Source organism: Bradyrhizobium sp. DOA1 (assembly GCF_001593325.1).
Taxonomy (GTDB): Bacteria; Pseudomonadota; Alphaproteobacteria; order Rhizobiales; family Xanthobacteraceae; genus Bradyrhizobium.
Genome location: NZ_JXJM01000001.1, coordinates 7,118,750 through 7,141,794, shown reverse-complemented (window position 1 = coordinate 7,141,794; position 23,045 = coordinate 7,118,750). Strand labels below are relative to the sequence as shown.

Below are 23,045 nucleotides of genomic sequence, written 5' to 3'. Positions count from 1 at the left end.
CCGGCTTTTTTGATTGATGAAGGGGGAACCCTCAGTTCAGCTTCTGCCTGACTTCGTTGATGCCCTTGGCGAGCAGGTCGTCGGCGACCTGGCCCTTGACCGACTGCGACAGGATCGTCGAGGCGGCCTGGACGGCAGCCTCCGCAGCGGCGGCACGGACATCGGCCAGCGCCTGGGCCTCGGCGAGCGCGATCTTGCTCTCCGCGGTCTTGGTCCGGCGGGCGACGAAGTCTTCCATCTTCGCCCTGGCCTCTGCTGCGATGCGCTCCGCTTCGGCGTTGGCGTTGGCGATGATGTCGGCGGCCTCGCGCTCGGCGCTGGCGGTACGCACCTTGTAGTCGGCCAGCACCTTGGCTGCCTCCTGCTTGAGGCGCGCCGCCTCGTCCAGCTCGGCCTTGATGCGAGCGGCACGATGATCGAGTGCCGACATCGCCGTCTTGAACACGCCGACATAGCCGAAGATCACCATCAGGATCACGAAGGCGACGGCGACCCAAAACTCAGGTGTGAAGAACATCTCGACTAACCCTTCAAGGACGCGTCAACGGCGGCATTGACCGACGCTGCATCCGGAACGACGCCCGTGAGCTGCTGAACGATGGTGCCGGCCGCATCGGCCGCGATGCCGCGCACGTTGCTCATGGCGGTCGTGCGGGTCGAGGCGATGGTCTTCTCGGCCTCGGCGAGCTTGGCGGCGAGTTGCTCTTCCAGCGCCTTGCGTTCGGCTTCCGCCTGCGCATTCGCCTTCTCGCGGGACTCGTTGCCGATCGCCTGCGCACGCGCGCGCGCCGACGCGAGCTCGCCTTCATAGGCTTTCAGCGCCGCCTCGGATTGATCCTTCAGCTTCTGCGCTTCGGCGAGGTCACCCTCGATCTTGTTCTGACGCGCCTCGATTGCACCGCCGACACGCGGCAGCGCGAACCGGGAGACGATCAGATACAGCGCGACGAAGGCGATCGCGAGCGACACCAGCTGCGAAGCAAAGGTGCTGCTCTCGAACGGCGGAAAGCCACCGCCGTGGTGACCGCCATCGGCCTCGGTGTGAGCGCCGGTAGCCTTGGCGCCGCCATGACTTTCAGCCATGGAGTTCTCCTGTTGCTGTCAGACGCGCCGCCTCCGACGAGGAAGCGGCGCGGAACGCGTTCAGAGCGGGACGAACAGCAGCAGCAGAGCGATCAGCAGCGAGAAGATGCCGAGCGCTTCGGTCACGGCGAAGCCGAAAATCAGGTTGCCGAACTGGCCCTGGGCAGCTGCCGGGTTGCGCATGGCTGCTGACAGATAGTTGCCGAAGATGAAGGCCACGCCGATGCCGGCGCCGCCCATGCCGATGCACGCGATGCCCGCGCCGAGAAACTTAGCTGCTTGCGGATCCATTTTTGACTCCTTCGAAGAAAGACAGGTTGTGGGTGAAAAGCACCCGGATCACTCAGTGTCCAGGGTGAATGGCGTCGTTGAGGTAGATACAGGTCAAGATCGCAAACACATAGGCTTGCAGGAACGCGACCAGCAGTTCGAGCGCGGTGAGCGCGACGGCAAGCGCCAGCGGCATGACGCCGCCGATCCAGCCGACCACGCCAAGAGACGCACCGAGCATGGCGACGAAGCCGGCGAACACTTTCAGCGCAATGTGGCCGGCCAGCATGTTCGCGAACAGTCGAACGCTGTGCGAGACCGGTCGCAGGAAGAACGACAGCACCTCGATAGCCATGACCAGCGGCAGGATGTAGCCCGGCACGCCCGAGGGCACGAATACTTTCAGGAACTTGACGCCGTTCTTGTAGAGGCCGTAGATCAGGACCGTGAAGAACACCAGCAGCGCGAGCGCCGCCGTGACGATGAGGTGGCTCGTCACGGTGAACGTGTAGGGAACGATGCCTACGAGGTTCGAGACGCAGATGAACATGAACAGCGAGAAGATCAGCGGGAAGAACCGCATGCCATCCGCCCCGGCCGTGCTCCGGATCATGCTGGCCACGAACTCATAGGAGAGCTCGGCCACCGACTGCAGACGCCCCGGAACCAGCTGCCTGCCGCTGGTGAGCAGGAGCAGCGCAATGATCCCTACCGCGACGAACATGTAGAGAGAGGCATTGGTGAAGGCGATCGTGTGATCGCCGATACGGCCGATCGTGAAGAGCGGTTCGACGTTGAACTGGTGGATCGGGTCGATTTTCATCCGCGCGGCATCTCTCGTCTGCTGAACAAGCCGACCGGTCAAGATCGGTCGGCCAGCTGTGCCGGCGAGCGGCACGACAGTTAACCTGGCCAGGCCAATTACGAACCACCGCGCCTGTTCGAACCCGCGCCTGCCGTTCTCACCACATTCACCACGCCGGCGACGAAGCCCAGCAGCAGGAACGCGATAAATCCGAAAGGCGACGTCGACAGCAAGTGGTCGAACCCCCAGCCAATCCCCGCTCCGACAGCGACTCCGGCGATCAACTCCGAGGATAGCCGGAAACCAAGCGCCATCGCCGATGCTCTGGCCGCTCCGTCTCCACCGTCACCTGTGGGTTGCTCGGTCTTGATCCGGCGGTCGCGAAATTCGGACAACCTCTGATCAAGACTTCCGAGCCGTTCGGAAAGCGCAGCTTCCTCGGACGATCTATCGCGATCTCCATTCTCGCCGTGCCCCGTGCCCTGTGTCATGCAACGAAGACCCGAAACGCCGCGGCTGAATGGAAATTACGCCCGCCACCCTCAAAAGCCGCGCGGACCATACTGATGGCTTATAATCAAGTCAAGCCAAGTCACGATTTGTCGCTTTCCCGTATGTAGCTGATTTATTTGACATTATTGACGAGCACAGCAGCGCTGCACACAGCGTGACGCCGCACCGCAGCACCAGCTGTCTGCATGAGGATGCAGCCGCCATTTCGCCGCGCTCGCGGGATCAAAGGGACGCTCGCCATCGTTGATCTCGAATAATGCGTTTTGGACGACTGATGACCGCGGCGGGGTGTAGAATTGCGGAAAGTGCCACCTGCGCGTCGACGGAGAGCGCAATGAGACCTGTGACGTCATCCACAACATCATGGCTCGCGGCCGCGACATTCGCCGGGGTAATCGTCCTCAGCGGCGGCTTCGTCGCCGCGCAATCCGCGCCGGACGGCGAAAACGGCCGTTACAGCATGACGCCGATCCCCGAGGGCGTGTTGCGGCTCGACACCCGCACCGGCACGGTGTCGACCTGCACCAGAAACGGCGGCGGCTGGGCCTGCTATGCGGTGCCTGACGAGCGGTCCGCACTTGATGCCGAGATCGGCAGGCTTCAGGCCGAAGTGGAGAAGCTGAGGGGCCAGCTTGCGGCCGGGCCGAGCGTGTCGGGCAAGATCGACGAGCCGATGCCGAAATCCGATTCGCTCAAGAAGCCGGAGCCAAAGATCGCCGAGGGCGAGCGCAGGATCGAGATCCCGTTGCCGAGCGACCAGGATATCGACCGCGCGATGTCGTTCCTGGAACGGGCCTGGCGCCGGCTGATCGACATGGCCAACCGCGTGCAGAAGGACGTGTCGGGGAAGATATGAGAGAGCTCTCTCTCGATGTCGTCCTGGCGGAAAGCCAGAACCCATACGCCGTGACGGCACTGTGTTTCGCGATGTCCGTTGCCACCTCTCGTCACAACGAGCGTTTGGGGTAATGGGTCCTGGCTTTCTCCAGGACGACTCTACGAGAGGCCTTTGATGACATCAGGCAAATCCGTCACGCGCTCGGCACCATCATCCGTGCAAGCCACCACCGTCACATCGTCGCTGCTCACCGTGCAGACGCCTGGCCGTGGTTTCACCGATCTCACCAGCGAGGCAGCCAAGTTCGTCAATGAAGCCCACGCCCGAGACGGCGCGCTGACGCTGTTCATCCGCCACACCTCGGCCTCTCTGACGATCCAGGAGAACGCCGATCCTTCCGTGCTCGTCGATCTCACCACGGCGTTGTCCCGCCTCGCGCCCGAAAATGCGCCCTGGACTCACGATACCGAGGGGCCCGACGACATGCCCGGGCATATCAAGACGATGCTGACGCAGACTTCGCTTCAGGTCCCGGTCCTGAACGGCAAGCTCGCGCTGGGGACCTGGCAGGCGATCTATCTGATCGAGCATCGTGCTCGTCCGCACCGTCGCGAGATCGTGCTGCAATTCATCGGCAGCAATCGGTGACCCCATAAATAAAACCGGCCGCGGAGACCGCGGCCGGTTCGTATCGGTTTGGGATCGGTGTCGTCGATCAGTTCGCCTTGATGTCGACGTCCTTGGTTTCCGGCAGGAACAGCGCGCCGATCACGACGGTGATCGAGGCGAAGATGATCGGGTACCAGAGGCCGGCATAGATATCGCCGGTCGAGGCCACGATGGCGAAGGCGGTCGCCGGCAGGAGGCCACCGAACCAGCCGTTGCCGATGTGGTAGGGCAGCGACATCGAGGTGTAGCGGATGCGGGTCGGGAACAGTTCGACCAGCATCGCGGCGATCGGGCCGTATACCATGGTGACGAACAGCACCAGGACGAACAGCAGTCCGATGATCGCCGCCACCTGCGGACGGAAGACGTCGAACGGATGCGACATCTTCACGATGCCGGTGTCACCTGCCTTCGGGTAGCCAGCTGCCTGCACCGCCGCGAGGACGGCCGGGTTGCTGTCCTTGGCGTTGGCGTAGGGCACTTCCTTGCCATTGACCATCACCTTTACGCCGGAGCCAGCCGGGCCAGGCGTGGTCGAATATTTGACCGACGACTGGGACAGGTAGGCACGTGCGGTGTCGCAAGGCGAGGTGAAGACGCGGGTGCCGACCGGGTTGAACAGATCGCCGCAGCCCGCGGGGTCGGCCACCACGTCGACCTTGACCGTCTCGATGGCCTTCTCCAACGCCGGGTTGGCGTTGGTGGTGATCATCTTGAAGATCGGGAAGAAGGTGAGGGCCGCGATCAGACAGCCGCCGAGGATGATCGGCTTGCGGCCGATCTTGTCGGAGAGCATGCCGAACACGATGAAGAAGCCCGTGCCGAGCAGCAGCGACCATGCAATCAGGAGGTTGGCGGTATAGCCGTCGACCTTCAGGATCGATTGCAGGAAGAACAGCGCGTAGAACTGGCCGGTGTACCAGACCACGCCTTGGCCCATCACGCCGCCGAGCAGGGCGAGCAGCACGAGCTTGCCGTTCTGCCAGTTGCCGAAGGCCTCCGTCAGCGGCGCCTTCGAACCCTTCCCCTCTTCCTTCATCTTCTGGAAGATCGGCGATTCGTTGAGGCGGAGCCGGATCCAGACCGAGATGCCGAGCAGCAGCACCGAGACCAGGAACGGAATGCGCCAGCCCCACGCTGCGAAGTCGGCCTCACCGAGCGCGGTGCGGGTGAACAGGATCACCAGCAGCGACAGGAACAGGCCGAGGGTTGCCGTGGTCTGGATGAAGGAGGTGTAGAAGCCGCGCTTGCCGTTCGGCGCATGCTCCGCGACGTAGGTCGCCGCACCGCCATATTCGCCGCCGAGCGCCAGACCCTGGGCCAGACGGAGCACGATCAGGATGATCGGGGCCGCGATGCCGATGGTTGCCGCGTTGGGCAGCAGGCCGACGATGAAGGTCGACAGGCCCATGATGAGGATGGTGACGAGGAAGGTGTATTTGCGGCCGACGATGTCGCCGACGCGGCCGAACACGATCGCGCCGAACGGACGCACCAGGAAGCCCGCGGCAAACGCCAGCAGCGCGAAGATGTCGCGGGTTGCCGGCGGATAGGCCGAGAAAAACTGTGCGCCGATGATGCCGGCCAGCGAGCCGTAGAGATAGAAATCGTACCACTCGAACACGGTACCGAGCGAGGAGGCGAGAATGACGAACCGTTCATCCTTCGTCATCCCTCCCGCGCTCGTCTGAGATACGGCCACTGTCGACATGTTGAGTCGCTCCCCAAAAAAAATGCGTTTCCCTCGCGCCCCAGACGTCCGGACGTGCCGGATCAACCCAGGTCTTGGCGATAAGGTAACATCGCCGTGAAACCCGCCCCAATACGACTTTCGGCCTTGCGCACGGACGCGCACCGGCACTCCGGAAGTTAAGGGCCCGGCGCACAATCCGTGACGCCGGGGATTAACCCCTTTGCAGCAAAGGGATAATGTGCACTTGCATGCCACGGCCGGTCGGGGAAGAATTGAGGTCTGCCGGTCTGTTCGCCGGCCCGGCGTGAACGACAGCAAGAGAACGATGAACGCTCCTTCCACCCATCTCGTCATCGCCGATGACCATCCCCTGTTTCGCGACGCGCTGCGGCAGGCGGTGGCTGGCGTCCTGACCTCGGCCAGAATCGACGAGGCCGGATCGTTCGAGGATCTGACCAAGCTGTTGGAACAGACCCCCGACGTCGATCTGGTCCTGCTCGACCTCTCGATGCCCGGGATCTCCGGCTTTTCCGGCCTGATCTATCTGCGGGCGCAATATCCGGCGATTCCGGTCGTAATCGTCTCGGCGTCCGACGACATCGCGACGATCCGCCGCTCGCTCGATTTTGGTGCCTCCGGCTTCATCCCGAAGCGCTTTGGCGTCGAGACCCTGCGCGACGCCATCCTCAAGGTGATGGAAGGCGACGTCTGGGTTCCCGCGGACACCGATCTGTCGGCCGCAGCCGACCCCGACATGACGCGCCTGCGCGACCGCCTGGTGACGCTGACGCCGCAACAGGTCCGCGTCCTGATGATGCTGTCGGAGGGCCTGCTCAACAAGCAGATCGCCTACGAGCTCGGCGTCTCCGAGGCCACCATCAAGGCCCACGTCTCCGCCATCCTGCAAAAGCTCGGCGTCGAGAGCCGCACCCAGGCCGTGATCGCCGCCGCGAAAATCGCCGGCGGCCAGTGGAAGCAGGGTACGCCGACGGGGTGAGAGGCGCTACAACGTCATCAGACGCGCGTTGGCGGCCCGGATATCCGCCGTTTCGGCGTTCTCGCTAAGACCTTCGAGCGCTGATCGCAGCAATCGCTTCGCTTCTTCGCGCTGCCCGCGTTCGGCAAATAGCGCGGCGAGATCGATTGCAGCCCGCATCTCCCAGGCTTTTGCGCCTTGGCGACGGCTCAAATCCAGTGACTGCATGAAACGGGCTTCGGCCTGATCGGCCCCGGGCTCTGGCAGCAACAACAGGACTCTGCCCTTCATCCGCAGCAGCTCGGGCATGTAGAGATGATCGCCGCTTCTCTCGACGAGACGGATCGCATCGTCGATCAGGCGTGCGCTCTGCTCGGTCTGTCCGAGTGCCAGCAAGCCCTGCACCATCGCGATGTTGAACGTCGTGGTGAGCAGCTCGTAACCGGAATCGTGGAGCTCGCGCAGGCAGGACTTGATCGTCTCGACGCCATCAGCGGCCTCTCCCCGCCGGATTGCCAGCTCGCCTTTGACGCCTCGGCCGACTGCAAGGTACGGGCCCATCGAGCGCGCCTCGGCAAGCGCGATGAATCGGTCGATGCTCTCTTCAGCTCCGTCGAGGTCACCGTCCCAGAGATCGATCGACACCGCCCAGATCAGCGCGATGCAAAGCGTGATCGGATGATCCATCTGCGCGGCCTCAGCGACCGTCTGCCGCGCCAGCTGCCGCGCATCTGCCGGCCGGCCCTGCAGCCAATACTCTCGCGCGAGCGAGATGCCGGCCCGGTTGCGATGATCGAAGCCGTAGACCGTGCTGATGCGTTCGGTGCCGGGTCCATGCCAGGCGGCCTCCAGCATCGTCAGCGCGTCGCGATGCTCGCCGGCCAGGTGCAACGAGACGCCCAGAAGCGAATGGGCGAGCGCAGCCGAGGCCGCGTCGCCGAGGGCCTCGGCGACGATGAGGCTCTGCTGGGCATAACCGAGCGCGGCGTCGAACTCGCCCATCCGCTCGTGGAAGATGTGCATGCGGCCGAGCAGCTGGAGCTGGTTCGGTGCGTCGCCACGCGCCTCGGCGATCGCAAGGCTCCGGCTCAGGGCGGCGCGTGCCGCTTCGCTGCCGCCGCGCGTGAACATCAAAGTGAGGCCGAGGGCCGCCTGGATGTGCATCTCCTCGGCACTCCCCTGCGAGGTGGGGCCGATCGCACGCAGCGCCCGTTCCGACCAGCGCCGGCATTCGATCAACAGCGACATCGCGAGGAAGATCGGTGCCGCTGCGGCGGCGAGCGCGATGCCGATCTTGATGTCGCCGCCCGTGCCGAAGCACCAGTCCAGCGCGGCGCGCACGTTGTGAAGGGCGGAGAAGTGCACCGCTCGCTCGTCGGCGCTCGGCACCGTCGCCCATGTCGAGCCGGCCTGCTCCAACCATTGCCGGTAATAGTTGGCGTGACGGGCGGCGAGCGCCGCGTCATCAGGCGCGATCTCGAGCAAATAAGCGCGCGTGGTGTCGAGCAGCCGGTAGCGCATCATGGCGCCGATCGGCCGCGGCGCGACCATGGACTTGGCGACGAGGCTGTCGATGGCGTCGAACAAATGGGAGCGGTCGACGCGATCGTCCGGCACGACTTCGAGCGCGGCGTCGATGGTGAAGTGACCGGCGAACACCGCAAGCCGTCGTAGCACCTGGCGCTCGGTGTCGGACAGAAGCCCGTAGCTCCAGTCCAGCGTCGCCTGCAGTGTCTTCTGTCGCGGCGGCGCGGTGCGTTGTCCCTGCCAGAGCAGATTGAGCCGCTCGTCGAGCAGCGTCGCCGTCTGCTGCAGGCCATAGGCTTCGACCCGGCCGGCGGCGAGCTCGATCGCCAGGGCCATGCCGTCGAGCTTGCGGCAGATTCTCGCGATGATTGCGGTGTTGGCATCGTCGAGCGCGATCTGCGCGCCGCTCGCCCTGGCGCGTTCGAGGAAGAGTTGAAGTGCGGGATAGGTTCGCGCCGCAGCGACAGTCAGTCCGGACTCATCAGGCGGAACGGCGAGCGGCGCCAGTCGATAGACCTGCTCGCCCTCGACCCGCAGCGCTTCGCGGCTCGTCGCCAGGATATGGACATGCGGCGCGGCGTGGAAGATCGCCGCAGCCAGCGGCGCCACAGTGGCGATGACGTGCTCGCAATTGTCGAGGATCAGCAGCATCTTCTTGTCGCTGACATGCGCGAGCAGCGCGGGCAGGGGATCATCGGTCTGCGCCGGCAAGCCCAGCATCAACAGAATCGAGGTGATCACGAGATCGGGATCGCTGAGCGCGGCGAGATCGACGAAGTGCGCGGCGTCGTCGAAGGTTCCGAGCAGGTCGTGTGCAATCGCGACCGCGACGGCAGTCTTGCCGACGCCGCCGGGGCCGACAATCGCGACGAAGCGCGAGGCGATGAGCTTGTCGGAGATCGCCGCGATCGCATCGTCGCGCCCGACCATCCGTTGCAGCCGGTTCGGCAGCTTCACGGGCGGCAGGTCGAGCTGTGGCGCCGGGCTCCGCTCTGTCCGGCTGGCCGCCTGCGAGATCGGCGCCACGAAGCAATAGCCGCGACCGGACAGCGTGGTGATGTAGCGTGCGCCGTCCTTGCCGTCGCCGAGCGCCTTGCGAAGGGCTGCGATGTGAAAGCGGAGGCTGGCTTCTTCGACGGTCAGGCCCGGCCACACCAGTGCCATCAGATCCCATTTGCTGACGACCTGGTTCGGCCGCGACATCAGCGCGATCAGAATATCGAAGGCTTTCGCGCCGAGCGGTAGCGCGACGCCATCGCGCGTGATCAGCCTTTCATGCGGCGTCACATTGAATGGCCCGAACGATAGGGTTCCCGTCGCAGGCCGGGCCGGCTCAGTCATCACGAAATCCTGATCCTTTCGGGGGTCTCGATAGCCAGACGGGTGCGATCAGGCAAGTCGTGGCTCCGCATCGGCATCAGACCGTGGATGCAGGCCTTATGAGCCGCGCGAGCTGAGACCTCACAACTTCTCACAACTCCAAACGGGTGTCCTGGAGCAGCCGCTGCTAGTCAGTTACGCAACGGAAAGGACAGCCTCATGACGCAAGCGGCAAAACTGGTCTACACGGGCAGGACGCACACCAGCGGCGGTCGGCACGACGGCACATCGCGCAGCTCCGATGGTCGCCTGGACGTCAAATTATCGCCGCCGGGCGGCGCAGGCATCGGCACCAATCCCGAGCAATTATTCGCAGCGGGCTGGTCGGCGTGTTTCGAAGGTGCGATGGAGAAGGCGGCGCGCAATCGGAAGATCGACCTTCCCAGGAAGACCGCGATCGATGCGGAGATCGATCTCGTGCTCGACGACGGCGCTTATTCGCTGAGAGCGCGCCTCAATGTCAGTCTCCCGGGTCTCGACCCCGAGATCGCGCGCGGAATCATCGATGACGCGCATCAAACCTGTCCCTACTCCAAGGCCGTCCGCGGCAACATCGACGTCACGGTCGCGCTGATCTGACGCACCCCTCACCACCATCAAACAAGGACCAGCACCATGAACCAAATCATCGACCAGCACCGTCGCAATTTCTTTGGTGTCGCCGCCGGAACCGTTGCCATGGGGCTCGGCGTGATCGACCTCGCCCGCGCCGAGACGGGGGCGCCGCGATCTTCCGCATCGAATGCGTCGTTTGGCGCGATCAAGCAGATCGATGCCGGTGTCCTCAATGTCGGATATGCCGAGGCGGGTCCCTCGAACGGTCCGGTGGCGATCCTGCTGCATGGCTGGCCCTACGACATCCACGCCTTCGTCGACGTCGCGCCGATCCTGGCAAAGGCCGGCTATCGCGTGATCATCCCGTACCTGCGCGGTTATGGCAGCACGCATTTCCTCTCCGGCGAGACGCCGCGCAACGGCGAGCCTGCTGCGATGGCCGCCGACATCATCGCGCTTATGGACAAGCTCGACATCAAGAAGGCCGTCGTCGCCGGCTTCGACTGGGGCGCGCGCACGGCCGACATCATCGCTGCGCTATGGCCGGATCGCTGCCGGGCATTGGTGTCGGTCAGCGGCTATCTGATCTCCAGCCAGGCCGCGGGCAACGCGCCGCTGCCGCCGTCGCCCGAGCTGCAATGGTGGTATCAGTTCTACTTCGCCACCGAGCGCGGCCGCGCCGGATACGAGAAGTACACGCATGAATTCGCAAAGCTGATCTGGAAGCTGGCGTCGCCGCAGTGGAAGTTCGACGACGCCACCTTCAATCGAAGCGCCGCGGCGCTCGACAACAAGGACCATGTCGCGATCACGATCCACAATTATCGCTGGCGCCTGGGGCTCGTGCAGGGCGAGGCGAAATACGACCATCTCGAAAAGAAGCTCGCGGCGGCTCCCGTCATCGACGTGCCGACGATCACGATGGAGGGCGACGCCAACGGCGCCCCGCATCCCGATCCGAGCGCCTATGCCAAGAAGTTCTCGGGCCGCTACGAATTCCGCCTGATCACCGGCGGCATCGGCCACAATCTGCCGCAGGAAGCACCGGAAGCCTTCGCCAAGGCCGTCATCGACGCCGATGGCGCCTGAGCATCTGTCAGCACCTCGGTCCAGCCAGGCTGGACCGAGGATCGCCCGTTGTAACCAGCTTGATGAGACGTCATGACACCCGCCGAACCCGAGACAAAGAAATCTCCTTACGCCACGCTGATCGTGCTCGCCGCGATCCTGATCGTCGTGCTCCTGACCTGTGTGCCGTATCTCGTCACGATCGCGTCTGCGGAGGGCCCGGGGGAAAAGAGCGCCGCCGATGCCTCGCCGATCTTCGGCGTCACGATTCCTCCCGGCTACAAGCAGTGGGAGCTGATCGCGCCGGCCGAAGAGGCGGCGCCGCTCGACGAGCTTCGCGCCGTGATCGGCAACCAGACTGCGATCGATGCGTATCAAGCCGGCAAGCTTCCGTTCCCTGATGGCACCATCCTGGTCAAGCGTGCCTGGAAGCGGAAACAGTCGCCGGAGTTCGCGTCCGCGACGATTCCCGGTGCCGCCACCACCGTCCAGGTGATGGTGAAGGATTCCAAGAAATATGCCGCGACAGGCGGCTGGGGCTTCGGCCGCTTCATCAACGGCAAGCCGGTGGACGAGGCCCAGCACCGCACCTGCTTCGCGTGCCATGAAGCGCGGGCCAAGGCACGCGATTACGTCTTCACGCGGCTCGCGCCTTGAGGCGACCGTCATGAAGACATGGTTCGTCAGCGGCGCCTCGCGTGGACTTGGCCGCTCCATCGTGGAAGCCGCACTCGGGGCGGGGAATCGCGTGCTCGCGTCGGCGCGGGACCTAAAGCCGCTCGAACCGTTGCTTGGGCGTTTCGGTGAAAGGCTTCGACTGGCAACACTCGACGTGACCGACGAGGCGGCAGCGCATGCAGCGGTCGGTCTCGCCGTAGAGACGTTCGGCGGCGTCGATGTCGTCGTAAACAATGCCGGTTACGGCGATCTCGGGTCGGTCGAGGACACCAGCCTGGACTCGTTCCGGCGGCAGATCGAGGCGAATTTGATCGGCACCATCATCGTCACCAAGGCGGCGATCCCGGCGCTGCGTCGGCAGCGCAGCGGGCATATCGTGCAGGTCTCGTCCGTCGGCGGCCGGATCGGTGCCCCGGCACGTGCGGCTTATTCAGCCGCGAAATGGGGAATCGAGGGCTTTTCGGAATCGCTAGCGCGCGAAATGGCGTTGATCGGCGTGCACGTGACGATCGTCGAGCCCGGCGGTTTCCGCACCGGCTTTGCCCAGGCCGCGCACGCAGCGGACGAAGGACGCCCGGAGTACGATGCCGTGGTCGGTGCTGCGATCAGGATGCAGCGCGATTACGATGGCCGCCAGCCCGGCGACCCCGCCAAGGCCGCGGCCGTCGTGTTGAAGCTTGCGGACATGGATCGCCCGCCTTTGCGGATCGCGCTCGGCAGCGATGCCGTGAACGCCATCGCCGCGGCGGATCGGCTTCGTCTCGAAGACCTCGAGACGTGGCGACCGCTCAGCGTCTCGACCGACTACTGATCTCCGCGCCCTCACTCCGCCGCCACCATCTGCTGCGTGCGCCATTGGCCGAGCAGGGCGCGGAGCGAGGCCGGCTTCACCGGCTTGTTGAGCACGGCGACCTTCTCGTCGCGCGCGGCAATCTGCACGGCGGGGCTGCGGTCGGCGGTGATCAGGATCGCGGGAATGGCGTCGCCGAAGCGGCGGCGGATCTCGCGGATCGCGGCGATGCCGTTACCGCGGTCGAGGTGATAGTCGACGAGGAGGCCGGTGACGCGACGGCCGGCTGCTTCGATCGCGGCGATCGCGCCTTCGGGATCGGCGACGGCGATCACCTCGGCATCCCAGGCCTTCAACAGCGTGCGCATGCCGTCGAGGATCGCCGCATCATTCTCGATGCAGACGATCAGCGCCCCCGAGATCGGCGTGCGCGCCAAGGGCGTCGCGCTGGTCACGGCCGCGGTGTGGGTGACCGCCTTCGCCGTCGGCACCGTCACGGAGAACACCGAGCCGCCGCTTCTGTTGCCGTCGATCGCGATGCCATGCTTGAGCACCCGCGCCAGCCGCTCGACGATCGAGAGTCCGAGGCCGAGGCCACGCGCGATTCGCGCGCCCTGCTCGAGGCGATGGAATTCCTTGAAGATCTCGCCGCGCTTGACCGGCGGGATACCGACGCCGGTGTCGTAGACGGAGATCTTCAGCGACGAACCCTGGCGGCGGCAACCGACCAGCACCCGCCCGCGCGGGGTGTATTTGATCGCGTTGGAGATGAGGTTCTGGAGCAGGCGCCGCAGCAGCAGCCGGTCCGATTCGACCGGGAGCGAGCAGGGCACGAAGGTGAGCTCCAGGCCCTTGGCGCGCGCAATCGGCGCGAACTCGATCTCCAGCGAGCGCATCAGATCGGCCATCTTGAAGCTCGTGATCGAGGTCGTCATCGCGCCGGCGTCGAGCCTGGAGATGTCTAGCAGCGCGCCCAGGATCTCCTCGATTGCCTGCAGCGACTCGTCGATGTTCTCGGCCAGCCGCGTCTCCTCGCCATTGTGCTGGCGCTCGACGAGGCTGGTGACGTAGAGCCGCGCCGCGTTCAACGGCTGCAGAATGTCGTGACTGGCGGCGGCGAGGAAGCGCGTCTTGGAGATGCTGGCATCCTCCGCCGTGCTCTTGGCCTGCGCCAGCTCCGAATTCAGCCGCGTCAGCTCCTCGGTGCGGTCGCGGACGCGCTTTTCCAGAGTCGCGTTGGCACGCTCCAGCGCTTCCGCGGCCTCGAATGTCGGCGTGACGTCCGTGAAGGTGATGACGAAGCCGCCGCCGGGCATGTGGTTGGTGAGCACCTCGATCACCATGTGGCGATCCGGCAGGCGTTCGAGATAAGGCTCGTTGTCGGTGGTATAGGCGACAAGTCGCCGCTCCAGCATGGATTCGCGCTCGACCGGGTCGTCCGGGTCGGCGACGCCGATGAATTCCAGGATTTCGCGAAGCGGCGTGCCGAACTGGACGAAATGCGGGGGAACGTTGAGGAGGTCGCCGAACTGCCGATTGGAGCAGATAAGCTGCAGGTCGGCATCGAACACCGCGATGCCCTGGCGCACGTGGTTGAGCGCGGTCTGGAGGATCTCGCGGTTGAAGTGCAGCGCTGCATGGGAATCGTCGAGCAGCTTCAGTGCGGCCTTCGCCGAGACCGTCCGCTTGCGCAGCAGCAGCGACATCACGAGCCGCGAGGAGGCCGCGCCGATCGAGGAGGCGATCAGGTGCTCGGCGTGCTGCAACAGCTCGAAATCCGCAGGCGCCCCCGGCTCGAGCCGGACATTGCGCCGCGCCGAGAACGCCTCGAACGAATGCCGCGCGCGGTCGGGCCCGAGATATTGCGCCACCGTGGTCTGGATGTCCTGCACGGTGACGGTGGTGCGCCAGCGGCGGAAGCTCGGCGTGATCGGCGCGAGTGTGTTGGGCACGAACAGATCTGCCTGTACGAGCTCGATGGAAGACGGCCGGCGGGCCAGCGAGAGCAGCACATAAGTGAGGACGTTGAGAGACAGCGACCAGATGACGCCGTGCATCAGCGGCGGCAGGTCGGCGCCGAACAGCGCCTGCGGCCGCAGCGCCTCGATCCCGAACGGGCCGTGCTGGAGCCACAGAATGCCTGACGTCGAGGCGTCCATGAAGCTCGGCAAGAACAGCGTGTAGAGCCACACCAGGAAGCCGACCAGCATGCCGCCGATCGCGCCGCGCGCGGTCGCGCGCCGCCACAACAGTCCGCCGAAGAAGCTCGGTGCGAGCTGGGCGATGGCGGCAAAGGACAACAGGCCGATGGCCGCGAGCTGGGTGTTGCCGAGGGCGCGGTAGTAGAAGTACGCCATCACCATGATGGCGAAGATTGCAAGCCGCCGCGAGCGCAGCAGGAAATCGCTGAAATCGGCGCCGCCGGTGCGACCTTCCGGGCGCCGTTGCAGCACCAGGGGCACCACGAGGTCGTTCGAGACCATGATGGAGAGCGCGACGCATTCGACGATCACCATGGCGGTCGCGGCTGACAGCCCGCCCACGAAGACCACGACGCTGAGCAGGTCCGCGCCGAACTCGATCGGCAGGGCGAGCACGTACATATCGGGATCGGCGGCGCCGAACGGGAAGGTGACGAGACCGGCCAGCGCGATCGGGATCACGAACAGATTGATGGCGACGAGATAGAGCGGGAACAGCCAGCGCGCGCGGCCGACCTCCGCATCGGACGAATTCTCCACCACGCTGACATGGAACTGGCGCGGCAGCAGCATGATCGCGCACAGCGACAGCAGCGTCATGGTGAGGAAGTTGCCAATCGACGGCGAGTAGTTGATGGCGCGCACCGCCTCCGGCGTCTTCATCGCGCGCTCGATCAATTCCTGCGGCGAGAACATCCAGAAGGTGACGAAGATGCCGGCGGCGAGGAAGGCGACCAGCTTGATGATGGATTCGGTCGCGATCGCCAGCATCAGGCCGTGCTGGTGCTCGGTGGCGTCGGTCTGGCGGGTGCCGAACAGCACCGCGAAGGCCGCCATTGCCAGCGTCACCATCAGCGCCATGTCGCCGAGGATTGGGATGTGGGAGAAGGCCTGGTCTTCGCTCAGGATCGTTCCGAGCGAGGAGGCCACCGCCTTGAGCTGGAGCGCGATGTAGGGCACCGAGCCGATGATGGCGATCAGCGCCACGGTGGCCGCCACCGCCTGGCTCTTGCCGTAGCGTGCGCCGATGAAATCGGCGATCGAGGTGATGTTGTGGGCCTTCGCCAGCTGGATCACGCGCCGGAGCACGCCGGCCCCGAGCCCGATCATCAGGATCGGGCCGACATAGATCGCCAGAAAGTCGGTCGAGGTGCGGGTGGCGAAGCCCACCGAGCCGAAGAAGGTCCAGGAGGTGCAGTAGATCGCCAGCGACAGCGGGTAGATCAGCCCGGACGCGCGGCCGGGCCCGGCCAGCGAGCGGCGGTCGCCGTGGCTCGCCACTAGGAACAGAAAGCCGATGTAGCCGAAGGCGGCGGCGATCACGCCCCAATCGTGCAGCATGGCGAGCGTGTGTCTCCCTGGGCGCGCGCGCCCGATCCCATTTTCGCTGCAAATCTAGCGCGTTGGGCGGGTGGAGGCGACAGCGAAATACCGTGCTGGCGGAGGAACTGGGGTTGTCGTTAAGGGTGGGAAGTCCGGGTGTTGTCCTGGCTTTCGCCAGGACGACCGATGCGGGGAAGTCCTACTCCGCCGCCAGCGACTTCTGGCGCAGCGGCAGGCCGAGACGATCCCAGACTTGCAGCAGGGCCTCGGCGAGCTGATCGATCAGACCGTCATCGTGATACGGCGAGGGCGTGATGCGCAGCCGCTCGGTGCCCTTGGCGACGGTCGGATAGTTGATCGGCTGGATGTAGATGCCGTGCTCCTCGAGCAGCAGGTCGGAAGCCTGCTTGCACTTTTCGGGGTCGCCGACGAACAACGGCACGATATGGGTGTCGCTCGACATCACCGGCAGGCCGGCCGCATTGAGGATCGCCTTGACCCGGGCGGCGCGGTCCTGGTGGCGCTCACGTTCCCAGTTCGAGGTCTTCAGATGCTTGATCGCAGCGGTCGCGGCCGAGCAGATCGCCGGCGGCAGCGCGGTGGTGAAGATGAAGCCCGGCGCATAGGAGCGCACGGCGTCGATGATCTGACCGTTGCCGGCGATGTAGCCGCCGAGGCAGCCGAACGCCTTGGCCAGCGTTCCCTCGAGGATGTCGATGCGATGCATGACGCCGTCACGCTCGGCGATGCCGCCGCCGCGCGGGCCGTACATGCCGACGGCGTGAACCTCGTCGACATAGGTCATCGCGCCATATTTCTCGGCAAGATCGCAGATATTCGCCAGCGGCGCGACGTCGCCGTCCATCGAGTAAAGGCTCTCGCAGGCGATCAGCTTGGGCCGGTTCGCACCCGCAGCCTTCAGCTTGTCTTCGAGATCGGCAAGATCGTTGTGGCGGAACACGACCCGCTCGCAGCCGGACTGGCGGATGCCCTCGATCATCGAATTGTGGTTGAGCTCGTCCGACAGGATCAGGCAGTTCGGAATGAGTTTTGCGATGGTGGCGATGCCGGTCTGGTTCGAGACGTAGCCCGAGGTGAACAGCAGCGCGGCTTCCTTGCCGTGAAGGTCGGCGAGCTCGGCCTCGAGCTGGACCAGCGGATGATGCGTGCCGGCGATGTTGCGGGTGCCGCCGGCGCCGGTGCCGACTCGCGTTGCGGTCTCGACCATGGCGCCGACCACCTTCGGGTGCTGGCCCATGCCGAGATAATCGTTGGAGCACCAGATCACGACGTCGCGCCGGCCCTTGGGCGAATGCCAGACCGCATGCGGGAACCGGCCGGCCGTGCGCTCGAGATCGGCGAACACACGGTAGCGCCGCTCGTTGTGGAGACGATCGAGGGCGGAATTGAAGAACTGGTTGTAATCCATCGGCAAAACCTGCAGCGGAACCTGGCCTGAGGCGGCCGTTCATTTTTTAGAGCTTTTCCAGCTCCGATGTCTATGCGCCTGCGCACATTTGGGTCGAGGCGGGCGTGCCAATTGATAACGCCGGGCCGACGGCGATTGTTGATTTGCATCAAGCGCCTAGCACGGCCTGCGGGGGACCGGAGTTTCCCCGGGGGGGCAGGGGCTGGCATGGACATTTTGTCCATGGCGCGGCTGTCGTCCATGATCGCGGCGCCGGTCGCACCGACGCGGCCCAGATGAAAGCCGACATGTGAAAGGAAGCTCCGATGCAACGCGTGATGATCCTGAACGGTCCCAATCTCAACATGCTCGGCATCCGCGAGCCGCACATCTACGGCACCACGACGCTGGCGCAGATCAATGCGAGCTGCGAGGAAGTCGCCGCGAAGCTCGGGCTCGCGCTCGCCTTCCACCAGTCCAACCATGAGGGCGCGCTGGTCGATCTGATTCAGTCGGCGCGGCAGGATGCCGACGCGATCATCATCAATCCGGCAGGCTTTTCCTTCACCTCGGTGGCGATCATGGACGCGATCAAGACGTTCGAAGGCCCGGTGCTGGAAGTCCACATCTCCAACATCCACGCCCGCGACGAATATCACCGCCACTCGAAGATCTCGTTCGTAGCGACCGGCGTGATCTGCGGGCTGGGACCGTTCGGCTACATTGCGGCGCTGCACGCGATTGCGAATATGAAATGAGATCCGCTCCCTCACCTCGCTTGCGGGGAGAGGCGAAAAATCACGTTGTCCGAAACTGCAGCACGCCGTCTTGCGTCTCCGCCGTCAGCCGGCCCTCGACGATCATGTAGTTGACATGGGCGACGAGCTCGCCCGCGGCGAAGCCCATCTGGTGCTCGTCCAGCACGTGCTTGTTGAACACGACGGGCACGAGGGCGCGCGAGGTCTGCGGCACCTCGCGGCAGGCCTCCGCGATCAGGCGGCAACGCTCCTCGTGATGATCGGCGAGTTGCTTGATGCGGGTCTTGAGCCCATAGAACGGCACGCCATGGCCGGGCAGCACCAGCACGTCGTAGGGAAGCGTCGTGGTGAGGCTGGCGAGCGAGGCCAGATATTCGCCCAGCGAGTTCTGGTCGGGCTCGACCGCCCAGACGCTGACATTCGGCGAAATCTTGCTCAGTACCTGGTCGGCGGAGAGGAACAGCTTGTCGTCGGCACAATACAGCATCACCTGGTCGAGCGCGTGGCCGCCGCCGGTGATCACCTTGAAGCGGCGCGAGCCGATCACGACGTCGTTGCCATGGGAGATCCGTCGGTAGGACGGGGGCAGCACCGAGACGCGCTTGAGATAATCCTGGCCACGGCCGAGCAGCTTTTCGGTGAGCGACTCGTCCATGCCATGACGGCGGAAGAACAGCCGCTGCGCCTCGCGCCGCTCTTCGGTGCCGCGGTTCTGGTGATAGACCGATTGCAGATATTCGACCTGCGACATCACCAGCGGGCAATTGAACCGTTCGACGATCCAGCCCGCGAGCCCGACATGGTCTGGGTGCGAATGCGTGACGATCAGGCGCGTGATGTTGACGCCCTTCAGCGGCCCGTCGAACAGCTTCGTCCAGGCCTCGATCGTCTCTTCGTTGCCGAAGCCGGCATCGATCATCGCATAGCCGTCGCCATCGGCGAGCAGGTAGATGTTCACGTGGTTGAGGCGGAACGGCAGCTTCAGCCGGGCCCACAGCACGCCGGGCCGCACCTCGACCACCTGTTCAGGGCCGGGATGCTGGTCCCAGGGGTAGCGCAAGGCCTCGGCCGAGGACTGTGCGGTATCGGTTTTCGCGTTCATGCTACCGGCTTAAACCCGCCGCGCGCGGCGCGCCAGCCGAAAAGGATGCCTGCCGGCGGTCGCATGGCCGTCATACCGGCAGGAATTTTCCGCGTCTCGGTTTGAAGCTGGTCGAAAACGCAGTCATTCCGGGGCGCGCATCAGCGCAAACCCCGGCTGACGATCAGGCTGCCCGCATGTTGTTGAGGAACGCGTCGATTTCCCCGCGCAGCAGGTCGGCCTCGCGGCGCAATGCGTCGGACGCGCCCAGCACCTCGGAGGCGGCGGCGCCGGCCTCGGCGGACGCGGTGGAGACGCCGACGATGTTGCTGGAGACTTCGCTGGTGCCGCCGGCGGCATGCTGGATGTTGCGGGCGATCTCGCGGGTGGCGGCGCCTTGCTCCTCGACGGCGGCTGCGATCGTCGTGGTGACGTCGTTGATCTCGCCGATGATCCGGCCGATGCCCTGGATGGCGCCGACCGCCGTGGTCGTGATCTCCTGCATGCTGGCGATCTGGGTGCGGATCTCCTCCGTCGCCTTGGCGGTCTGGCTCGCGAGGCTCTTCACCTCGGAGGCGACCACCGCGAAGCCACGGCCGGCCTCGCCCGCGCGCGCCGCCTCGATGGTTGCGTTGAGCGCGAGCAGATTGGTCTGCGAGGCGATGGTCTGGATCAGATCGACGACGACGCTGATGCGGCTCGCGCTGTCGGCCAGACTCTGCACCGTCGTATCGGTGGCACCGGCCTCGTCGACCGCCTTCTTGGCGATCTCCGCCGAAGTGACCACCTGGCGGCTGATCTCGGTGATCGAGGACGACAATTGCTCGGTGCCGGCCGACACCGTCTGCACGTTGACCGAGGTCTCCTCCGCGGCGGAGGCGACCGCGTTCACCAGCGCGTTGGACTGGTCGGCGGTGGTCGACATGCTTTGCGCGGTCGACTGCATCGAATTGGCCGATTGCGCCAGGTTGTCGAGCGCGGAGCGGACCGTGCTTTCGAACTCGGCGATCTTCGCCTCCATCCGCGCGGCACGCTCGGCCTTGGCGACGCGGTCCTTGTCCTGCTCGCCGGCGAGCGCCCGGGCCTCGATCATGCTGTCGCGGAATACGGTCAGCGTGTCATTCATCGCGCCGATCTCGTCATTGTGCTTGGAGCGCGCGATCTCGGTGTCGAGATCGCCGGCCGACAGCAGCTGCATGGCGCGCTGAAGACCGCTGATGCGGCGCAGGATGTTGCGGCCGACATAGAGCCAGACGAACAGGGCCGAGCCGGCCAGCATCAGGGCGCCCATCGCCAGCATCACCGTCGTCGCGAGCGAGATCTGCTGCCCTGCCTGGGCGGTCGAGGCGTTGGTCTCCTTCTGCACGCCGTCGACGAGCTGCTGCACGCTGATGCCGAGACCGACGTTGAGCTTGCGGGTCTCGTCCAGGATGGTCTGGCCGTAGTCGACGGAGTCGAGCTCCTTCTCACGCAGGTTGAACACGCCGGTCTTGCCGGTGCCGAGCGCGAGCAGCTTTTCCGCCGTCTCGCGCAGCATCTTGTTGCCCTGGTTGTCCGGCAACAGATCGAGGTTGGACCGCAGGCGCCCTTGCGCCGTCTTGAATTCCTTCTGAATGTCGTCGAGCTTGTCGCTCGTGTTCGCCGACAGCGCCGCGCTCATATTGGCAGCCGCAAGATTGCCGCTGGCGACGACGTTGCCGAGCTGGCCGACTGATTGTGCGGCGTCGGTGGCGTCTGCGGCGGACATGTCGGCCGAGCCGAGAATGGCGTTGACCCGGGTCTGCGCGTCCAGCATCGCCGGACTGGCGGCGCCGACGAACGCGCCCTGCGCGCTGCGCAGTGCGTCATACTGCTTGTCATGGAGAGCGGCGATATCCAGCCGTTCGCGGGCCGCCTTGGCCAGGCTCTGGGCCGCCTCGTTGATGCTCTTCATGGTCTCGCTGAGCCCGGAGACGATCGCCTTGTCGCCGCCGAGCTCGATGATCTCGTTGAGCTTCTGCTGCGTCTGCTCCTGCAATTCCCTGAGCTTCTTGGTGCGCTCGTTCAGGGCATCCTCGCTCTGAGCTGCGAGCAGGGCAGGGCCCTGGGCCGCAAGGCTCGCGCTCAGGGCCGACAATTGCAGGCTGGCTGCCAGGCGCGGAATGTCCCGCCCGCTCAGTTCGGTCATGCGTCCGTTGAGATTCTGCAGCACCAGGCCGGCGCCGGCCGAGATCACGAGGCCCATGCCGGCGATCACCGCGAAGGCCGCGAACAAGCTCCCGCGCACGCCCCAAGTCGGCATTTTGAAGCGCGGCCGAAAACGGCCCAAACCCAAACGGATCGCCATCGAAAATTCCCCCAGCTCTATCTTATCTTTGTGGGCGGCAGTATCGGCGGTGCCGGTTAAAAAATCGCAATTGGCGCAAACGCTTGGGTTCGTTCCGCAGAGCGAAAAAAGAAGGGCCGGCGAGATCGCCGGCCCTGTTTCGCAGAAAGAACTTGGTAACCGCTCAGTAGCGCGCAACCGCCGGGCTGGCCCAGTTGAAGCGGTAGTTGACGCCCGCCTTGACGGTGTGGTCGTCGGTGGTGAAGTTGCCGGTACCGGCCAGCGGGCCCGCGACGAAGCGCGCGTCGCCGAAATTGTAGTACTGGTACTCGGCCTTGGCCGACCAGTTCGGGGCGAACATGTATTCGAGACCGGCGCCGACGGTGTAGCCGTTGCGGTGATCGCCATCGATGATGAAGCCGGTCGGCACGCCGCCCACCGTCACCTTCTCATTGTTGTCCGAATAGGCATAACCGCCCTTCACGTAGACGAGGCCCGGACCCCAGGTGTAGCCGACGCGGCCGGTGATCGAGCCGAGGCCGCGCTGGTCGTTGATATAGGCCACGCCGCCCGGGAACACCGCGCCGACGCTGCCGGACAGCCAAGAGTACTGGCCTTCGACGCCGACCACGAAGTTCGGATTGACCTGCCAGTCCGCGCCCACCTGCACGCCGCCGAGGAAACGGCCATTGCCGTTGTTGCCCGTCGACAGGCCGCTGAAATTGTTGTCGCTGGAGAATGCGCCGCCGAGATGGGCGCCGAGATAGAAGCCGGTCCAGTTGTAGATCGGCGCGGCATAGGCCGGCGCGGGCGTCTTGTAATAGTTGCGGTTTCCGAGATCGGCGCCAACGGCGGGCGCTGCCGCGCCCACCACGAGCAGCGCAACGGTCGCAAACAGAATCTTCTTCATCGTCTTGAACTCCAGCACTCAATGTCCCCGGCAGGCGCGCTTCCCGCGCCGCGTTGGTTTTGCAGATAGCCCGCTTTTGACGAAAATGCTGTCACATCCGTGGCACAGCGGCACTCAACCTAACTTGTTGGGCTGCAAATGCTTTTCGTGCTTAATAGCTGCTTAAGAAGTGGTGAAGAAAGGCTTAACCTCACCCATCTCGGGTAACTTGCGC

At 64.9% G+C, this 23,045-nt stretch carries 20 protein-coding genes; 8 read left to right on the top strand and 12 right to left on the bottom strand.

Features of this window, described 5'->3' with window-relative positions; all coding sequences use genetic code 11:
- Window positions 1–31: 31 nt before the first annotated feature.
- The 5 genes from SE91_RS33060 to SE91_RS33040 all read right to left on the bottom strand — a co-directional run bounded on the left by SE91_RS33060 (window position 32) and on the right by SE91_RS33040 (window position 2,649).
- On the bottom strand, window positions 32–517 hold the full coding sequence (locus SE91_RS33060; RefSeq protein WP_060737270.1) for a F0F1 ATP synthase subunit B family protein: 486 nt from the start codon (window positions 515–517) through the stop codon (window positions 32–34).
- Window positions 518–522: 5 nt separating this feature from the next.
- Entirely contained in the window at window positions 523–1,083 is a 561-nt protein-coding gene (locus SE91_RS33055; RefSeq protein ID WP_061850627.1) for a F0F1 ATP synthase subunit B, read from the bottom strand.
- 60 nt (window positions 1,084–1,143) lie between these two features.
- Window positions 1,144–1,374 (bottom strand): F0F1 ATP synthase subunit C, encoded by a 231-nt coding sequence (locus SE91_RS33050; protein WP_008541273.1) that lies wholly within the window; start codon window positions 1,372–1,374, stop codon window positions 1,144–1,146.
- Between the two features lie 52 nt (window positions 1,375–1,426).
- Window positions 1,427–2,176: a F0F1 ATP synthase subunit A gene (locus SE91_RS33045; protein WP_061850626.1), complete on the bottom strand. Its 750-nt coding sequence runs from the start codon at window positions 2,174–2,176 to the stop codon at window positions 1,427–1,429.
- 98 nt (window positions 2,177–2,274) lie between these two features.
- Window positions 2,275–2,649 (bottom strand): AtpZ/AtpI family protein, encoded by a 375-nt coding sequence (locus SE91_RS33040; RefSeq protein ID WP_008541282.1) that lies wholly within the window; start codon window positions 2,647–2,649, stop codon window positions 2,275–2,277.
- 356 nt (window positions 2,650–3,005) lie between these two features.
- On the opposite strand from SE91_RS33040, the gene SE91_RS33035 reads away from it, so the two are divergent.
- Entirely contained in the window at window positions 3,006–3,527 is a 522-nt protein-coding gene (locus SE91_RS33035) for a hypothetical protein (RefSeq protein ID WP_060737268.1), read from the top strand.
- 156 nt (window positions 3,528–3,683) lie between these two features.
- Entirely contained in the window at window positions 3,684–4,157 is a 474-nt protein-coding gene (locus SE91_RS33030) for a secondary thiamine-phosphate synthase enzyme YjbQ (protein ID WP_061850625.1), read from the top strand.
- Window positions 4,158–4,224: 67 nt separating this feature from the next.
- Here SE91_RS33030 and SE91_RS33025 read toward each other — a convergent pair whose 3' ends face one another.
- Window positions 4,225–5,850: an MFS transporter gene (locus SE91_RS33025; RefSeq protein ID WP_193409752.1), complete on the bottom strand. Its 1,626-nt coding sequence runs from the start codon at window positions 5,848–5,850 to the stop codon at window positions 4,225–4,227.
- Window positions 5,851–6,196: 346 nt separating this feature from the next.
- Between SE91_RS33025 and SE91_RS33020 the strand changes: the two genes are divergently transcribed.
- Complete coding sequence (locus tag SE91_RS33020; protein WP_008541291.1) at window positions 6,197–6,868, top strand: response regulator transcription factor; 672 nt, start codon at window positions 6,197–6,199, stop codon at window positions 6,866–6,868.
- 6 nt (window positions 6,869–6,874) lie between these two features.
- Here the strand turns inward: SE91_RS33020 and SE91_RS33015 are convergent, their stop codons facing one another.
- A complete protein-coding gene (locus SE91_RS33015; protein WP_061850624.1) occupies window positions 6,875–9,715 on the bottom strand; it encodes an ATP-binding protein in 2,841 nt (946 codons plus the stop codon).
- Window positions 9,716–9,913: 198 nt separating this feature from the next.
- Between SE91_RS33015 and SE91_RS33010 the strand changes: the two genes are divergently transcribed.
- The 4 genes from SE91_RS33010 (at window position 9,914) to SE91_RS32995 (ending at window position 12,866) form a co-directional block, all read left to right on the top strand.
- Window positions 9,914–10,333: an organic hydroperoxide resistance protein gene (locus SE91_RS33010; RefSeq protein ID WP_061850623.1), complete on the top strand. Its 420-nt coding sequence runs from the start codon at window positions 9,914–9,916 to the stop codon at window positions 10,331–10,333.
- Between the two features lie 36 nt (window positions 10,334–10,369).
- Window positions 10,370–11,398 (top strand): alpha/beta fold hydrolase, encoded by a 1,029-nt coding sequence (locus SE91_RS33005; RefSeq protein ID WP_061850622.1) that lies wholly within the window; start codon window positions 10,370–10,372, stop codon window positions 11,396–11,398.
- 72 nt (window positions 11,399–11,470) lie between these two features.
- On the top strand, window positions 11,471–12,034 hold the full coding sequence (locus SE91_RS33000) for a cytochrome P460 family protein (protein ID WP_008541297.1): 564 nt from the start codon (window positions 11,471–11,473) through the stop codon (window positions 12,032–12,034).
- A 10-nt stretch (window positions 12,035–12,044) separates the two neighbouring features.
- On the top strand, window positions 12,045–12,866 hold the full coding sequence (locus SE91_RS32995; RefSeq protein ID WP_061850621.1) for an SDR family NAD(P)-dependent oxidoreductase: 822 nt from the start codon (window positions 12,045–12,047) through the stop codon (window positions 12,864–12,866).
- A gap of 11 nt (window positions 12,867–12,877) precedes the next feature.
- On the opposite strand, the gene SE91_RS32990 is transcribed toward SE91_RS32995, so the two are convergent.
- Together SE91_RS32990 and hemA are read right to left on the bottom strand one after the other, a co-directional pair.
- The gene (locus SE91_RS32990) at window positions 12,878–16,387 is read right to left on the bottom strand and encodes a PAS domain-containing hybrid sensor histidine kinase/response regulator (RefSeq protein ID WP_061850620.1); all 3,510 of its coding nucleotides are present in this window, start codon (window positions 16,385–16,387) and stop codon (window positions 12,878–12,880) included.
- A 181-nt stretch (window positions 16,388–16,568) separates the two neighbouring features.
- Window positions 16,569–17,798 (bottom strand): 5-aminolevulinate synthase, encoded by a 1,230-nt coding sequence (gene hemA, locus SE91_RS32985; RefSeq protein ID WP_061850619.1) that lies wholly within the window; start codon window positions 17,796–17,798, stop codon window positions 16,569–16,571.
- Between the two features lie 305 nt (window positions 17,799–18,103).
- On the opposite strand from hemA, the gene aroQ reads away from it, so the two are divergent.
- The gene (gene aroQ, locus SE91_RS32980; protein ID WP_060737261.1) at window positions 18,104–18,535 is read left to right on the top strand and encodes a type II 3-dehydroquinate dehydratase; all 432 of its coding nucleotides are present in this window, start codon (window positions 18,104–18,106) and stop codon (window positions 18,533–18,535) included.
- A 40-nt stretch (window positions 18,536–18,575) separates the two neighbouring features.
- Here aroQ and SE91_RS32975 read toward each other — a convergent pair whose 3' ends face one another.
- From SE91_RS32975 to SE91_RS32965, 3 genes are all read right to left on the bottom strand, one after another.
- Window positions 18,576–19,637 (bottom strand): MBL fold metallo-hydrolase, encoded by a 1,062-nt coding sequence (locus SE91_RS32975; protein WP_061850618.1) that lies wholly within the window; start codon window positions 19,635–19,637, stop codon window positions 18,576–18,578.
- Window positions 19,638–19,800: 163 nt separating this feature from the next.
- Window positions 19,801–21,942, bottom strand: a complete 2,142-nt coding sequence (locus tag SE91_RS32970) for a methyl-accepting chemotaxis protein (protein ID WP_061850617.1) — start codon at window positions 21,940–21,942, stop codon at window positions 19,801–19,803.
- Between the two features lie 163 nt (window positions 21,943–22,105).
- Window positions 22,106–22,831, bottom strand: a complete 726-nt coding sequence (locus SE91_RS32965) for an outer membrane protein (RefSeq protein WP_061851441.1) — start codon at window positions 22,829–22,831, stop codon at window positions 22,106–22,108.
- Window positions 22,832–23,045 lie beyond the last annotated feature (214 nt).

What these genes read in the sequence shown, in the direction of transcription:
- SE91_RS33060 (WP_060737270.1), bottom strand. Translation starts at nt 517, where the DNA reads ATGTTCTTCACACCTGAGTTTTGGGTCGCCGTCGCCTTCGTGATCCTG.
- SE91_RS33055 (WP_061850627.1), bottom strand. Translation starts at nt 1,083, where the DNA reads ATGGCTGAAAGTCATGGCGGCGCCAAGGCTACCGGCGCTCACACCGAG.
- SE91_RS33050 (WP_008541273.1), bottom strand. Translation starts at nt 1,374, where the DNA reads ATGGATCCGCAAGCAGCTAAGTTTCTCGGCGCGGGCATCGCGTGCATC.
- SE91_RS33045 (WP_061850626.1), bottom strand. Translation starts at nt 2,176, where the DNA reads ATGAAAATCGACCCGATCCACCAGTTCAACGTCGAACCGCTCTTCACG.
- SE91_RS33040 (WP_008541282.1), bottom strand. Translation starts at nt 2,649, where the DNA reads ATGACACAGGGCACGGGGCACGGCGAGAATGGAGATCGCGATAGATCG.
- SE91_RS33035 (WP_060737268.1), top strand. Translation starts at nt 3,006, where the DNA reads ATGAGACCTGTGACGTCATCCACAACATCATGGCTCGCGGCCGCGACA.
- SE91_RS33030 (WP_061850625.1), top strand. Translation starts at nt 3,684, where the DNA reads ATGACATCAGGCAAATCCGTCACGCGCTCGGCACCATCATCCGTGCAA.
- SE91_RS33025 (WP_193409752.1), bottom strand. Translation starts at nt 5,850, where the DNA reads ATGACGAAGGATGAACGGTTCGTCATTCTCGCCTCCTCGCTCGGTACC.
- SE91_RS33020 (WP_008541291.1), top strand. Translation starts at nt 6,197, where the DNA reads ATGAACGCTCCTTCCACCCATCTCGTCATCGCCGATGACCATCCCCTG.
- SE91_RS33015 (WP_061850624.1), bottom strand. Translation starts at nt 9,715, where the DNA reads ATGACTGAGCCGGCCCGGCCTGCGACGGGAACCCTATCGTTCGGGCCA.
- SE91_RS33010 (WP_061850623.1), top strand. Translation starts at nt 9,914, where the DNA reads ATGACGCAAGCGGCAAAACTGGTCTACACGGGCAGGACGCACACCAGC.
- SE91_RS33005 (WP_061850622.1), top strand. Translation starts at nt 10,370, where the DNA reads ATGAACCAAATCATCGACCAGCACCGTCGCAATTTCTTTGGTGTCGCC.
- SE91_RS33000 (WP_008541297.1), top strand. Translation starts at nt 11,471, where the DNA reads ATGACACCCGCCGAACCCGAGACAAAGAAATCTCCTTACGCCACGCTG.
- SE91_RS32995 (WP_061850621.1), top strand. Translation starts at nt 12,045, where the DNA reads ATGAAGACATGGTTCGTCAGCGGCGCCTCGCGTGGACTTGGCCGCTCC.
- SE91_RS32990 (WP_061850620.1), bottom strand. Translation starts at nt 16,387, where the DNA reads ATGCTGCACGATTGGGGCGTGATCGCCGCCGCCTTCGGCTACATCGGC.
- hemA (WP_061850619.1), bottom strand. Translation starts at nt 17,798, where the DNA reads ATGGATTACAACCAGTTCTTCAATTCCGCCCTCGATCGTCTCCACAAC.
- aroQ (WP_060737261.1), top strand. Translation starts at nt 18,104, where the DNA reads ATGCAACGCGTGATGATCCTGAACGGTCCCAATCTCAACATGCTCGGC.
- SE91_RS32975 (WP_061850618.1), bottom strand. Translation starts at nt 19,637, where the DNA reads ATGAACGCGAAAACCGATACCGCACAGTCCTCGGCCGAGGCCTTGCGC.
- SE91_RS32970 (WP_061850617.1), bottom strand. Translation starts at nt 21,942, where the DNA reads ATGGCGATCCGTTTGGGTTTGGGCCGTTTTCGGCCGCGCTTCAAAATG.
- SE91_RS32965 (WP_061851441.1), bottom strand. Translation starts at nt 22,831, where the DNA reads ATGAAGAAGATTCTGTTTGCGACCGTTGCGCTGCTCGTGGTGGGCGCG.